Source organism: Chryseobacterium vietnamense (assembly GCF_031454475.1).
In the GTDB taxonomy this organism is placed as follows: domain Bacteria; phylum Bacteroidota; class Bacteroidia; order Flavobacteriales; family Weeksellaceae; genus Chryseobacterium; species Chryseobacterium vietnamense.
The window spans coordinates 547,927-562,205 of record NZ_JAVDQX010000003.1; the positions used below are offsets into that span (position 1 = coordinate 547,927).

General features: G+C 36.5%; 11 protein-coding genes and 4 tRNA genes. 5 read left to right on the forward strand and 10 right to left on the reverse strand.

Annotated features, from left to right (window positions below; genetic code table 11):
* The first annotated feature begins 26 nt into the window (after positions 1 to 26).
* Entirely contained in the window at positions 27 to 2,285 is a 2,259-nt protein-coding gene (locus tag J2786_RS16475) for a T9SS type A sorting domain-containing protein (protein WP_047427486.1), read from the forward strand.
* Between the two features lie 170 nt (positions 2,286 to 2,455).
* Here J2786_RS16475 and J2786_RS16480 read toward each other — a convergent pair whose 3' ends face one another.
* From J2786_RS16480 to J2786_RS16520, 9 genes are all read right to left on the reverse strand, one after another.
* Complete coding sequence (locus tag J2786_RS16480; RefSeq protein ID WP_047427488.1) at positions 2,456 to 3,244, reverse strand: T9SS type A sorting domain-containing protein; 789 nt, start codon at positions 3,242 to 3,244, stop codon at positions 2,456 to 2,458.
* Between the two features lie 217 nt (positions 3,245 to 3,461).
* A complete protein-coding gene (locus J2786_RS16485) occupies positions 3,462 to 4,235 on the reverse strand; it encodes a T9SS type A sorting domain-containing protein (RefSeq protein ID WP_082001904.1) in 774 nt (257 codons plus the stop codon).
* A gap of 303 nt (positions 4,236 to 4,538) precedes the next feature.
* Positions 4,539 to 4,610 (reverse strand) — tRNA-Glu (locus tag J2786_RS16490).
* Between the two features lie 63 nt (positions 4,611 to 4,673).
* Positions 4,674 to 4,745: transfer RNA gene (locus J2786_RS16495), tRNA-Glu, on the reverse strand.
* A gap of 83 nt (positions 4,746 to 4,828) precedes the next feature.
* Positions 4,829 to 4,900 (reverse strand) — tRNA-Glu (locus tag J2786_RS16500).
* A 10-nt stretch (positions 4,901 to 4,910) separates the two neighbouring features.
* Positions 4,911 to 5,165 carry a 30S ribosomal protein S20 gene (gene rpsT, locus J2786_RS16505; protein WP_002983073.1) on the reverse strand — a complete coding sequence of 85 codons (255 nt, stop codon included), beginning with the start codon at positions 5,163 to 5,165 and terminating at the stop codon, positions 4,911 to 4,913.
* Between the two features lie 66 nt (positions 5,166 to 5,231).
* Entirely contained in the window at positions 5,232 to 5,552 is a 321-nt protein-coding gene (locus J2786_RS16510) for a hypothetical protein (RefSeq protein WP_034694584.1), read from the reverse strand.
* Positions 5,553 to 5,910: 358 nt separating this feature from the next.
* A tRNA-Glu gene (locus J2786_RS16515) sits at positions 5,911 to 5,982 on the reverse strand.
* A 59-nt stretch (positions 5,983 to 6,041) separates the two neighbouring features.
* Positions 6,042 to 7,328, reverse strand: coding sequence for an N-acetylmuramoyl-L-alanine amidase family protein (locus J2786_RS16520; RefSeq protein ID WP_052186795.1), 1,287 nt, complete (start codon positions 7,326 to 7,328; stop codon positions 6,042 to 6,044).
* Between the two features lie 53 nt (positions 7,329 to 7,381).
* On the opposite strand from J2786_RS16520, the gene J2786_RS16525 reads away from it, so the two are divergent.
* From J2786_RS16525 to J2786_RS16535, 3 genes are all read left to right on the forward strand, one after another.
* Complete coding sequence (locus J2786_RS16525) at positions 7,382 to 9,967, forward strand: putative LPS assembly protein LptD (RefSeq protein ID WP_047427503.1); 2,586 nt, start codon at positions 7,382 to 7,384, stop codon at positions 9,965 to 9,967.
* Between the two features lie 141 nt (positions 9,968 to 10,108).
* On the forward strand, positions 10,109 to 10,489 hold the full coding sequence (locus tag J2786_RS16530; RefSeq protein ID WP_047427505.1) for a RidA family protein: 381 nt from the start codon (positions 10,109 to 10,111) through the stop codon (positions 10,487 to 10,489).
* On the forward strand, positions 10,489 to 10,944 hold the full coding sequence (locus tag J2786_RS16535) for a hypothetical protein (RefSeq protein ID WP_047427508.1): 456 nt from the start codon (positions 10,489 to 10,491) through the stop codon (positions 10,942 to 10,944). The genes J2786_RS16530 and J2786_RS16535 overlap by 1 nt, the downstream gene beginning before the upstream one ends.
* Positions 10,945 to 11,010: 66 nt before the next feature.
* Here J2786_RS16535 and J2786_RS16540 read toward each other — a convergent pair whose 3' ends face one another.
* Complete coding sequence (locus J2786_RS16540) at positions 11,011 to 12,540, reverse strand: trypsin-like peptidase domain-containing protein (protein ID WP_047427511.1); 1,530 nt, start codon at positions 12,538 to 12,540, stop codon at positions 11,011 to 11,013.
* Between the two features lie 339 nt (positions 12,541 to 12,879).
* Here J2786_RS16540 and trhO point away from each other — a divergent pair, with 339 nt between their 5' ends.
* On the forward strand, positions 12,880 to 14,241 hold the full coding sequence (gene trhO, locus J2786_RS16545) for an oxygen-dependent tRNA uridine(34) hydroxylase TrhO (protein ID WP_047427515.1): 1,362 nt from the start codon (positions 12,880 to 12,882) through the stop codon (positions 14,239 to 14,241).
* Positions 14,242 to 14,279 lie beyond the last annotated feature (38 nt).

The window sequence follows — 14,279 nt, forward strand, 5'->3', positions numbered from 1 at the left end:
ATTCAATCTATTTAAATTAATAAAAAATGAAAAAGTTTTATCTTTTTATGATGCTTTTTCTGTTTGCATGCGTATCAAATGCACAGATAAAAGTTCAGGGTGTTCCCCGAAATGATATTTCAGGGATCAGTAAGCTTAATACCACTACCATCAGTTTTTCTGATATTCAGTACTGGGTAGGATCCGGAACCAACCAGGCCGCTTTTGTAGTACAGTGGAACGACGGTAAAAATCCTGATGCGATGGTTTGGGGATTCAAATGGAACGGAAATGCTACCGGAGAAGACATGCTTAAAGCGATTGCTAAAGCAGACCACAGACTATACACATTGCTGTATCAGGGAACACAGTTTGGATCGGCAGTAGGAGGAATTGGATTTGACCTGAACGGTCAAGGTACCAATGCTTTGATCAAAAGTGGAAATACCACTTATCCGTTATATCCGGTGAATGGTTTTGTCAATACTACTGCGTATGATTTTGACAGCTATACCATCGTAGATGCTGCTAACGATCACTGGCAGTCCGGATGGACGGTTAACGGATATTGGTCTTATTGGGTAAAGAACCCTGCAGATGCTGATTTCGGATATTCTAGCGTAGGAGCTTCTTCACGTGTATTGGAAAACGGTTCATGGGATGTATGGAACTTTAATGTAGGCTTTACTCAAACACCTGTATCCTCTACCATCACTCCTGTTTCTCCATACGTAGCTTCCAACAACTTTACCAACGGATATTTCATGGTGAACGAAGAATGGTTTGGTCATACCAACGGTTCTGTAAATTTCATTGACAATAACGGTCAGATCAACTACCGTGTATACAGTAATGCAAACAATAACCAGGCTTTCGGTGCCACTACACAATATGGAACAATCTACGGAGATAAGTTCTATTTTGTATCTAAGCAAGCAGCAGATGGAGGAGATACGCAATATACTCCGGGAGGAAGATTGGTTGTAGCCAATGCCCAGACCATGCAGAAACTTGCAGGCTTTAATAATATTGGAGGTGGTGATGGGAGATCATTTGTAGGAGTGAATGAACATAAAGGATATATTGGTACTTCCACCGGTATTGTTACTTTCAATATTGATAATTTGCAGGTAGGCTCTTTAATTACCGGAACAGGTGGAAACGGGCAGATCGGAAACATGATCCGTACTTCACAATATGTTTTTGCAGTAAAGCAAGGGGTAGGAATTTTAGTAATTAATCCTAACACCGATACGATTGTGAGCACTATTGCGGGAGGTTTCTACTCAGTTGCTCAGGCTAAAGATGGAAGTGTATGGGGAATTCAGGATCAAAAAGTGATCAGCATCAATCCTACTACTTTTGCTACTCAGGCTTATAATATGCCTACTACAAAATATATCGGAGACTGGGGAGCGTGGAATGCAGGGAGGTTTACAGCAAGTAATAAAGAAAATGCTTTATACTGGATCAATTCAATCAGCAGCTGGAGTTCAGGAACACAGATTGTAAGATTTGATGTTACAACGAAAACATTTAATGAAAACTTTGCTGCCATTCCAGGACAAACAGGTCAGTTTAAACAAATCCCTTATGGAGCTGCCCTTCGTGTAAACCCTGTTACCGGGGAACTTGTTCTGAATACAACAGAAAGCGGATACGGTGCACACTACCAGAAAAACTGGATCCATACGTATGATATGACCGGAACTCTTATCAATACAAAAACACTGAATGATTACTACTGGTTCCCTTCACTGACGGTATTTACCAATAATTCGGTTCCTGTGGTAAGCAATACTTTACCTTCACAGCTTACAGCAGCAAGTACAACTGCAATTGATCTGAAAACAATAATTTCCGATGCTGATAATATGGCGGTATCTGTAGTGAAATCTATCAAATCAAACAGTAATCCTACAGCAGTTTCCGCAGCGATTAATGAAAATGATGAATTGGTTTTGACACCTCTTGTTTCAGGAACTTCTGATATTGTGATCAGCTTTAACTCAAACGGTAAGCTGGTTGAAAAAACGGTGAGTGTAAACAGTTTAGGAACTACTTTGGCAACTGCTGAAGTGAAAAAACTTGAATTCGGTATTTATCCGAATCCGGTTACCGATATCCTTACTCTTAAAACTCAGGAGAAAATTCAGAATGTTTCTATGTATGATGCTTCTGGAAGAATGGTTAATGTACAGCTGAACAACGGACAAATCAATGTAAGTGCACTTCCAAAAGGTATTTATATTTTGAAAGCAGTTACAGATAAAGCAGTATATCAACAAAAAGTAATCAAAAACTAACACTAGTTTTAGATCGTAATCTTGTTAATAAAACCTCTGGTCAATTTTGATCAGAGGTTTTTATTTATCATTTAATCAATATGATTTTAAACCGGGTATGTTAATAAATGGGATGTAAAAACCCGGCAAGCTTGAAAAGCTTGCCGGGTTTGATCTGTTATGTTTTTTTCTTATTTAATAATCACCTTTTTAGAGTATGTTTTTCCTTCTTTTGTCTGAAGTTTCATAATATATACTCCCTGTGGCTGTTTGGTTTCAAAAGAATTTGATGTCAGCTTAGAACGGAATACCTCTTTTCCTGAAGTATTAGTAAGGGTAACCTCTGAACCTTCAGCAGAAACATTTTTATCAAGAGTAAACTGTCCATCCTTGCTGTGAGCCATAAAATTGATGAAAGGATCTTTGTATTGATAAGCATAATATACTCTGAGCTCACCACCAATATTCAATAATCCTGAGTTAACATTAATTTTTATACGGTCAAAAGGAATGTTCATAGTCATTTCAATTTCACCTTTACTTGGATCTCCGGCACCAAGGTTAATCAGTTTTGTGGCAAGACTTGTGTAATCGTTATTGGAAACATCTCCATTAAATGTTTCAATAGATGCACCACCCAATACCTGAGCAGATAGTGGAGTTCCGTTGGAACCAATAGCAAGAACAAGTTTGTTGGTATTGTTTGCAATATTGGTCGTAGGGAAGATTAATGTCTGTTCCGTTCTTGCAAGAAGACCCACTGAAACCTGTAAAGTAGAGTAGTCATTCTCGTTGCTCCCTACAGCATTCTGAGGATTTAATACCCCACAACCCAGACATACCCCAAGAACCTGACTGGTCTGGCTGCTTGCATAGGTTTTTACAATCTGAGCAAAAGACATGGTGCTTGTTAAAAATAGGAATGATGCCAAAGCTGCAGCCTTCATTGTGCGCTGGCCAAGTAATAAATAAGTTTTCATATATAGAAAAATTTTGGATTTTAGTTTTTTGTAAATTTATAAATAAAATAATTATGTTGCTTATTTTATTTCATAATTATGTGATTTGTTAATAATTTATTGATATTTGTGTTTGTTGGTTTGTTATTATTTAATAATCTGTTGATTTGTATTCGGCTGAAAGTGAATGTTAAAAATACGGTAAGCTTAAAAAAATCTACCGTATTTATTGATCGCTTTATTTGATTAAAATTTTTCTGGAATATGTTTTACCTTCTTTGGTTTGTATATTCATGATATAAACACCTTCCGGTTGTTTTGATTCAAATATATTTGATCTCAATGTGGAACGGAATACCTCTTTTCCTGAAGTGTTGAATAAGGTAACTTCCGAACCTTCTACAGGAACATTTCCGCCAAGAGTAATCTGTCCGTTTTGACTGTGAGCCATAATATTCATCAATGGATCCTGGTAAGCATAATAAATTCTGAAACCGCCGCCAAGGCTTAAAACACCACCTGTTAATCCGATTCTTATTCCATCATAAGGCTTTGAAGGCTTGAATTCTACTGTACCTCTGTTAGGAGTTGCACCCAGCTTAAGAAGACTTACATCAATAGTTCTTCGGTCATCGTTAGAAGTGCCACCATTCATAGTCTCAAGCGTTACTCCGCTTAATAGCTGTACAGATAATGGGATGTTGTCTGTTCCGATTCCTACTACCAGCCTTGTGTCTGATCTTAAGTCTGGGAAAATCAGTGTTTGCTGAATTCCTCCCAACAGCACTGTTCCCAATACCATTGTTGAATAGTCATCTTCGTTATCTCCTACGGCATTAAGCGGATTGTCTATGCGACATCCAAGGCAGGCTACCCCGAATACCCCTGAACTTTGTGCATGTGCATAAATCCTGTTTTGTGCCAATGACATGGTGCTGGCAGAGAATAAAAATAAAGCCATCAATCCGGCTTTTAAAGAAGATGGGCTTCCCGAAAATAAATTGAATTTCATGTTATATATTTTAGAATGAATAGTTTTATTCAAATTTAAGGATTAATGGAAGAAGTATAAAATAATATTTCCATTATTAGTGATATTTTTAATGAAATTTAATATGACTTTATCGTTGAAGGTGAAAATTGTACGAGGAGTATGGTTAGTGAAGTATTTTGTCTGAAGAAATTATCGTTCGTAGTTCAATAAAGTAGGTGTAATTAAACTATTGAAAGCTTAAATTCTTTGGATGCTTTCAGGAAGAATTCCCCGAAATTGTTATACAGAAACGAAAAAAGGACTTTCGAAAAAGTCCTTTTGTAGCCCGTAGGGGAATCGAACCCCTCTTACCAGAATGAAAATCTGAGGTCCTAACCGATAGACGAACGGGCCCTCTATCTTCCATTACCGAAGCAATGTGTTAGCTTTTGTTTTTATAAGTGTCAACTCTTATTGTAGCCCGTAGGGGAATCGAACCCCTCTTACCAGAATGAAAATCTGAGGTCCTAACCGATAGACGAACGGGCCGGTTAGATTTATTTTTACTATAGCTTTTTCTACTCTGATCTTTATAAAACCACCGTTATTACAGTGGTCTTATAAGATGTAAGTAGCCCGTAGGGGAATCGAACCCCTCTTACCAGAATGAAAATCTGAGGTCCTAACCGATAGACGAACGGGCCAGCTATATTGTTACGCTAATTTATTAACGTGCTTTGTTAATTTGCTTTTCAAGTTAGCCGCTTTGTTCTTGTGGATAATATTTTTCTTAGCTAATTTATCCAATAAAGCGATAACTTTTGGCAATTGTTCTGTAGCAGCAGCTTTGTTCTCTTCATTTCTTAAAGCTTTTAAAGCTGTTCTAGCAGTCTTGTGGTAATATCTGTTACGAAGTCTTCTAGTTTCGTTTTGTCTGATTCTCTTTAGTGCTGATTTATGATTTGCCATATCGTTTAAATGTGAGTGCAAAACTATAAACTTTTTTTTAAACTACCAAATTTATTTTTAAAAAATTTAATTTTCTTCTGATAGGTACTTTCTAAGTTTATTTATTGCTTGTTCTATTTTTAAATTTTCTTGTTCTTTCTCTATTTTTTTGATCGTATTTCCCAGCATGATCAGTGCATTATTCCATTCTCCAGTGGTATTGGTGAAAGTAAGTTCATCAATTGTTACTTCAAAAGCAACCCTTTCTCCAGTCCTGTAAAGTCTGAAACTGATTTTATCATCTCTGCCTGTAATCCCGCCTTCATTGATTTGTAAATCGTAACTTTTTGGGTTAGAGTGGATTTTCTTAAAAAGCAATTTCGCTTCTTGTATTTTTAAATCCGGCATGATATAAAATTTGATAGTCTGCAGAAAACTACAAACAATGTTTTATCAATAATATTTTTCATCAGTGTTACCATATTGGTGTGACCAACTATGGATAAAATTTTTGCAAATATAATGCTTTTGTGACATATAATATCAATGGAACGCTTTTTTCAAATAAAAGTCATTTCCTTTTCAGTATAATGACAGTAAACTACAGGTTCTCAATGGACTAATCCTTCAATGATAATATAAGTCACAAAATTTGAAAAGTTCTTTACAGCTGTTTAATGCATTAAAATAATTTTAAAAAGCAAAAAACAAAACTAAACAACTCATAAAAAAACCTTTAACCGATCGGCTAAAGGTTTGTGATTTGTAGCCTATAGGGGAATCGAACCCCTGTTGCAAGAATGAAAATCTTGAGTCCTGACCACTAGACGAATAGGCCAAATTTTGAGGTCGCAAAAGTAGGAATTAACTTTGAGACTTCAAAATTATTTTTTTGATTTATTTGTACACTTTTTGTATCACCGTATTTTTGACACCTTTAGCTTCAAGTTCCTTTTGAAGTTTTACAGCATCTTCCAATGTGTATACTTTTCCATAGGTGTAGTAAAATACACCATTGTCCTTATTTCGTTCCACATCTTTTAAATTCTGAAGGATATAAGAGTTACCATTCAGTTTATCACCAGCATACACTTCAATAGTATAATATCCCATGCTGATTCTCTGATTAGGCATAAATCCTACTGCAAAAGCATTTCTGAAACCTGCATCTTTGGCAGTTTTAAGATTAATATCTTTTACAGAAGCCATATTGGTTACAGCATAGTAATACTTGTACTGTCCGTTTTCTTTAAGCGTAAGGATGTAGTTCAGACCTTTCAGGGCTGGATCATTTTCATTGTATTTCGTAGGAGAACTCATGAGTAGAATTCTGAAATCATTTTTCAAAGGAACTTCTGCAGGCTTTTCAGGCTCAGGTTTTTTAACAGCAATAGAACCACCGGATTTTCTGTCAACTGCTTTTTTGTAATCAATGATAGCATTATAGATACTTTCTGCAATTTCAGTCTGGCCTTTGTCTGAAGCAATATAGTGGCTTTCCTCAGGGTGATTGATAAAACCGGTTTCTATCAGTACGGATGGCATGGCATTCATACGGAGAACGTGAAGGTTTTTCTGAAATACACCTCTTGAGGATCTTTTATCTTTATTCACAAAGTTGTCTTCTACCAATCCTCCCAAAAGAAGACTGGATTCCAGATATTTACTCTGTTGAAGTTTTAAGGCAATTAAGGATTCCGGAGAATCAGGATTGTAAGAACCAAAGATCTGCTTATCCTTTTCATCCAGAAAGATCACGTCATTTTCCCTTTTGGCTACTTCCAGGTTTTCATTATTCTGGTTAGGTCCCTGTACATATGTTTCGGTACCATAAGCTGTAGGTCTTTGGGAAGAATTACAGTGAATAGATACAAAAAGGTCTGCCTTACTTCTGTTGGCAAGATTGGTCCTGTCAGACAGAGAAGGATACTCGTCTATTTTACGGGTATATATTACTTTAAAATCTCTGTTTTTCTCTAACATGGCACCTACTTTTAACGTAATAGCAAGTGTAATGTCTTTTTCTGCGACTCTTCCAATGTCAGAATAAGTCCTGTTGGCTCCATGGTCACTTCCTCCGTGTCCCGCATCCAGAACGATAGTAAACTTCTTTTGAGAGAAAATAAAGTTACTGGTAAGGAGAAGGAGAAATGATAAAATTATTTTAAAATTTTGTTTGTGCATCTTACAGTTATAAAAATTATATTAATTTTGGGCCTTAATTATATAGTATAAAATTGGCCAAAACCGTCTTCAAAAATATATTACAAATTTTAATTATCCTAATTTTTAACAATTTTTTAGCACAGAAAACTCCTGAAAAATTGCCTAAAAATGCGGTTAATGATACTATTTCCAAAAAGGATACCATAGTTGTAAAAAAAGAACCCTTAAATGATGTTCTTCGTACAAAAGCGGATGATCAGAGAAGAGATGTTCCAAAAAAAATGACATTTCTGAACAAAAATGCTCAGGTAAAGTATCAGGATATGCAGATTGATGCAGATTATATCTCAATAGATGATAACAAAAATCTGATCTATGCAAGAGGGAAACAAGACTCTTTAGGAAAGATTGTAGAACCTGTAATTACTACACAGGCCGGGAAAAAATACGAAACCAACGAATTCAGCTATAATACAAAAACGAAACAGGCTATTGCTTTCAATGCGAGAACAGAAGAAAGTGAAGGGGTAATTATAGCTCAGAAAACTAAAAAATATAATGATTCCGTATTTGCAATGAGAAAAGCAGATTATACAACGGATGATTATTTTATTAAGAAAAAAGATACGGCAGCGGATTATTTTATGAGAGCTTATAATATTAAGCTGATTAAAACCAAAACAAAATCCCAGATCGTTACAGGTCCTATTCAGATGTTTATTGAGCAGGTGCCCACACCACTGTACCTTCCGTTTGCTATTTTACCCTTTTCAGATAAAAGGGCAGCCGGTATTCTGATCCCAAGTTTCGGGGAAAGAGAAGATGTAGGATTCTTCCTGAACGGAATCGGATATTACCAACCGATTGGAGAACACTTTGACCTTAAAGTTTTAGCAGATATTTATACAAAAGGAAGCTGGAACTTACGCCCTCAGGTGAATTACCAGAAGAAATACCGCTATTCAGGAAACTTTACAGCAGATATTGGTACTATGGTAAGAGGGATTAAAGGCCTGGATGATTATACTAAAAACAGTACCTATAGAATCAACTGGACACACTCACAGGATTCTAAGGCCAATCCTTTCCTGACATTCAGTGCTTCTGTGGATATTGTAAGTACCAAGTTCTATAACAACCCGCTTAACAACAACTACATTTTCAACCAGAATGTATTGAATACTCAGCAGAACTCTACGGTAACCCTTACCAAAAGATTCCTGAAACTTCCGATGACTATTACAGGAACTGCTTCATATTCCCAGAACTTTGCAACAGGATTGGCAGACCTTCGTCTTCCACAGATGAACGTAGCCATCAACCAGTTCTATCTGTTTAAATCAAGAACAGGGATCAGACAGGGACTTCTTGAAAATATTACGGTAAATACCGGGTTCAACCTTACCAATTTCGTAAATACTCAGGAAAACGAGTTATTTAAAAAAGAAATGTGGGATAAAATGCAGACAGGACTTAAAAATAATATTGCCTTAGCAACCAATACAACAGTAGCAAAATATTTCACCTTTAGTTTAAGTGCCAATATTGATAACGCTCTGACTACAAAAACGCTGAACAGATATTATGATCCGGTAAAAAACGTAACGGTTGACGAGATCAATAAAAACTTTACAGGATACTCTACTTTTTCCACTTCTGCAAGTCTTCAGACAACACTTTTTGGAATGATGAAATTCAAAAAAGGATCTACAGTAGAAGCGGTAAGACATATGATGACGCCAAGTTTAAGTTTTACCTATTCACCGGATTTTTCAAGTCCTAACTTCGGATATTACAGAAACTATTATAATGCAACCGGAGCACTGACTCCATATTCTATTTTTGAAAAAGGAATTATCGGAAGCCCGTCAAGTGGTATGCAGGGAGCTTTAGGTTTCAATATCGGTAACAATATCGAGATGAAAGTAAAGTCTAAGAGTGACTCTACGGGAGTGAAGAAAATCAAAATTTTTGAATCTTTAAACCTTGCAGGAAGCTACAACTTTGCGGCTAAAGATCACCCTTGGTCTGTATTCTCTATCAACGGACAATCTTCATTTTTCAATAATAAGCTAACGGTAAATACCAGCCTTGCACTGGAACCTTATAAAATTGAGTTTTTACCGGGACAGGATACCGGAATAAGAACAGAACAGTTCGGACACTTCAGTGTACAGGGATTCAATGTTCAGTTATCATATCCTTTAAGCAGCGAAATTTTTGGACAGAAAACAGATTATGCCAAGAAATATTCTTCGAAAGGAGAAATCCGAAATGAAAATTATTATTTTGATGATGATCATTACGCACACTTTGATCAGGCCTGGACTTTAAATATCAGTGCCAATTATGCTTACTCTAAAGGATTGAGCAGATTGGGCAATAAAATTGCATCGTTAGGTTTAGATGGTAGCATCAAGCTGACTCCTTACTGGAATATCAATGGAAGTACGCATTATGACATGGTGACTAAAGAATTGGCATATACAAGGATTGGTTTTTCAAGAGATCAGCGAAGTTTTACGATCAATTTCAACTGGGTTCCTTTCGGACAGTATAAAGTGTATGACTTCTTTATCGGTATCAAAGCCAATATCTTAAGTGATGCATTGAAGTACAAAGACAGAAGCTTTACCCAGCCTAATGCACCTTTCTAATATCAGATTGGCATTTGAGAATATAAATTTTATATTTGCAAGAAGAATAAATTCTAATAAATTCACTGTTGACAGAATTCGCAGACCAGCGAATAAAACAGATAGTGATGGTTTAGATCTTATAAAAAATTAAATCCACATATGAAACAAGTAATCAACACAGTTAATGCACCTGCAGCTATCGGGCCTTATTCGCAAGCTAATATGGCTAACGGAGTTTTGTATATCTCCGGACAGATTCCTGTAGATCCTGCAACTGGTAAATTGGTAGAAGGCATTGAAAAGGAAACGCACCAGGTAATGAAAAACCTTGAAGCAGTCCTTACGGAAGCTGGCATGACTTTCAAAAATGTTGTAAAAGCTACCATCTTCCTTAAAAGTATGGATGATTTTGCTGTAATGAATGATATTTATGCATCTTACTTGGATTCAGAAAGCTATCCGGCTCGTGAAACAGTACAGGTTTCATGTTTGCCTAAAAACGTGGATATCGAAATTTCTATGATTGCACATCAGGATTAATGAATTTTATAAGAAATACAATTGCGGTTCTGATAGGTCTTGGTATTGCAGGACTTATTATTACTCTTGGTATAAGAGCTTTTCCGCAATGGGTAACTTTTGAGGCTTTCGCTCCGTTTGAGCACTGGCAAAGGTTTCTTTTCAGCATGAAAGATGATAAGGCATTTTTCGGCTTCCTTTTATTTATTTCCGGATTAGGAACTACTGTTGGGGGAGTGGCGACTGCTATTATCGTTAAATATGCTAAAGTAGCCTATGCTATTCTGATTGGCTTTATCATGCTTTTTATTGCCATGTTGGATGTTATTATTTTTCCTTATCATCCTACATTCTATAAGATCTCTATTTTCCTTACATTCTTTCCGTTTTCCTGGATTGGAGGTAAGATTGTAGAAGTGATTTACGAGCGGAATAAGAAGAAAAGTATCGCTGATAAAATGAACAAGTCTAAATAACTCATAAAAAAACGCTGCAGATGTCTGCAGCGTTTTTTGTTGATATGAAAATCTATTCATTTCTGATTAAGGCATCTTGAATCCTTTGGTATAAATTCTTCCGTAGTCATCCACGAATTTCACCTGTACATTCCCCTGATATTTTTCAAGGATCTTTTCAACATCTTTCTGTGAATTAACCGGCTTGCCATTGACTTCAATGATGATATAGTTATCTACAATTCCGATTTTAGCCATTTCGCTGCCCTCAGAAACGTTTTTGGCCACTACGCCACTGTTCAGTCCATATTCTGTTTTAAAACGCTCGGTAAGAGGGTCAAATTCAGCTCCTATTTTTTCCGTTACGCTAAGATCTGCTTTCGTTCTGGTTGAAGTTCCTCCTTTCTGGTCTCTAAGTGTTACGGTAGTAGTACCTTCTTTACCATTTCTGGAATAGGTTACCTGAACTTTGTCTCCAGGACGCTTGCTTCCAATAGACATAGAAAGATCAGCAAAGTCTGTGATATCGTAGTTGTCTACTTTAGTGATTACGTCTCCTTTTTTCAGTCCTGCATCTTCAGCACCACTGTTTTCACCAAATCCTGTAACATAAATACCTGAGCCTACTTTCAGATTTGTTTTGAACTGTTTATTATATGAAGTTACCAACTGATCATTCGAAAGATCTAAAGATTGAACGCCAAGGAATCCTCTCTGTACAATTCCGAATTTCTTGATATCTTCAACAATCTTTCTTGCTAAATTAGAAGGAACGGCAAATCCGTATCCCTGGTAATATCCTGTAGTAGACTGAATAGCGGAGTTGATCCCGATAAGCTCTCCATTCGTATTTACCAGCGCTCCTCCTGAGTTACCCGGGTTAATTGCAGCATCGGTCTGAATGAAACTTTCAATAGGGTTGGTTGCTTTTCCCTGACTTCCTAAGATTCCGATACCTCTTCCTTTTGCAGAAACAATACCTGCTGTTACCGTAGAATTTAATCCTAATGGATTTCCTACTGCAAGAACCCATTGTCCCACATCAATATTGTCAGAATTTGCAAAATTCAGATAAGGAAGACCTTTTTCTTCAATCTTCAATAGAGAGATGTCCGTATTAGGGTCTGTTCCTATCAGAGTTGCAATATATGATTTCTTGTTGCTTAATACGACTTCCAGCTTATTGGCACCTGCTACCACGTGGTTGTTGGAAATGATATAACCGTCCGGAGAGATGATTACACCAGAACCCATTCCTGATGGCATATTATCAGGAGCCTGCTGCTGCTTTTGTCTCTGCTGGCCCCTTCCTCCGAAAGGATCTCCGAAGAAAAAGTCAAACAAATCCTGTTCTGAAGCTCTGCTAGATGTTCTGCTTTGGTAATTTTTAATGGTAACTACAGCCGGAACGGTTGTTTTAGCCGCTTTTACAAAATCATCACCTACCGCTCCCGTATTCATTCCTGCAAAGGAAGTATTAGGTGCTGCTGTTGTGAAATACGATTGATCTCCATTGTTGGAGCCATGTCCGAAATATTGTAAAGCTCCAACGGTAGTAGCTCCGGAAATGACTCCAACTACTGCAAATGGTAATAGTTTTTTTAAAGTACTCTTCATTGTATATCTTTCTTGTTTATTAATTAATTTTCTTTTTATGTTTTTGAGTAAACAAATTTAATGTTAAATAAGTAAGCAATTAGCATGCTATGTTTCAATTTTAACTAAAATTTAACGGCTATTATATCATTTTATACCTTATGTCATAATTGTTAGTGCCATAGTTAACACAACTTAAAAAAAATTAAAGAAAATATGGCAGACTTATGATACAAAGTCATCAGATTTTTTATTGCATACACGTCAGTATGTACTGTTCGTGATTTGTGTCATAAATATACTTAATTCAAAAATTATTATCTTTGCAAAAATTTTATTCTCACTTAAAACGTTTATAGCATGCAACTGTATAACACCTTAAGCGCAGAAGAAAGAGCTCAACTTATTGATGAAGCCGGTAAAGACCGTCTTACTTTGTCTTTCTATGCGTATGCCAAAATCGAAGACCCCAAAAAATTTCGCGACGAATTATTTATGGCCTGGAACGCACTGGATGCACTCGGCCGTATTTATGTTGCTACAGAAGGAATCAATGCTCAGATGAGTGTTCCTGCAGATCAGTTTGAGGCTTTTCGTGATACGCTGGAAGTGTATGACTTCATGAAAGGAATCCGTTTGAACGTAGCGGTAGACCAGGACAATTACTCTTTTTTAAAATTAACCATAAAAGTCAGAAACAAAATTGTTGCTGACGGTTTGAATGACGAAACTTTTGATGTGACCAACAAAGGAATTCACTTAAAAGCTCAGGAATTCAATAATTTATTAGAAGATCCTAATACGATTGTTGTAGATTTTAGAAATCACTATGAAAGTGAAGTAGGGCATTTTGAAGGTGCTATTACTCCGGACGTAGAAAATTTCAGAGAAAGTTTACCCATTATCAACGAACAGTTACAGGATTTCAAAGAAGATAAAAACCTGTTGATGTACTGTACAGGTGGAATTCGTTGTGAAAAAGCAAGTGCTTACTTCAAACATCAGGGTTTCAAAAACGTTTATCAGCTTGAAGGAGGTATTATCGAATACACGCGCCAGATCAAAGAAGAAGGAATAAAGAGTAAGTTTATTGGTAAAAACTTTGTATTTGACCACCGTTTAGGGGAGAGAATTACAGACGATATTATTTCACAGTGCCACCAGTGTGGAAAACCTTGTGATAACCATACCAACTGTGCAAACGATGCCTGCCATCTATTGTTTATCCAATGTGATGATTGTAAAGCTGCAATGGAAAACTGCTGTTCTACAGAATGCCTGGATACCATTCATTTGCCTTGGGACGAACAGGTGAAGTTGAGAAAAGGACTTCAGGTTGGAAATAAAGTATTCAGAAAAGGAAAATCTGATGCTTTGAAATTCAAAAACTCTGGTGATTTATCAGATAAGCCTTTAGCAAAAGCAGAAACAAAGAATATCCGCCAGAAGATTGCTGTAAAAAAAGAATTGATTGGTAAAGCAGAACATTACTTTTCAAAATCAAAAATTGCACAGTTTTTAATTGAACATAAAGAGTTGTCAGTTGGAGATAAAGTATTAATTTGCGGTCCTACAACAGGAGAGCAGGAAGTAACCATTACTGAAATCTATGCCAACGGAGGTCCTTGTGAAACTGCTAACATCGGAGATCAGATTACTTTTGAACTGCCATTCAGAGTTCGTTTATCTGACAAACTGTATAGAATAGTGCAGAACGCATAATCCTAGTAAACTTCGAAAGCCTGTAGGTAACAATTATT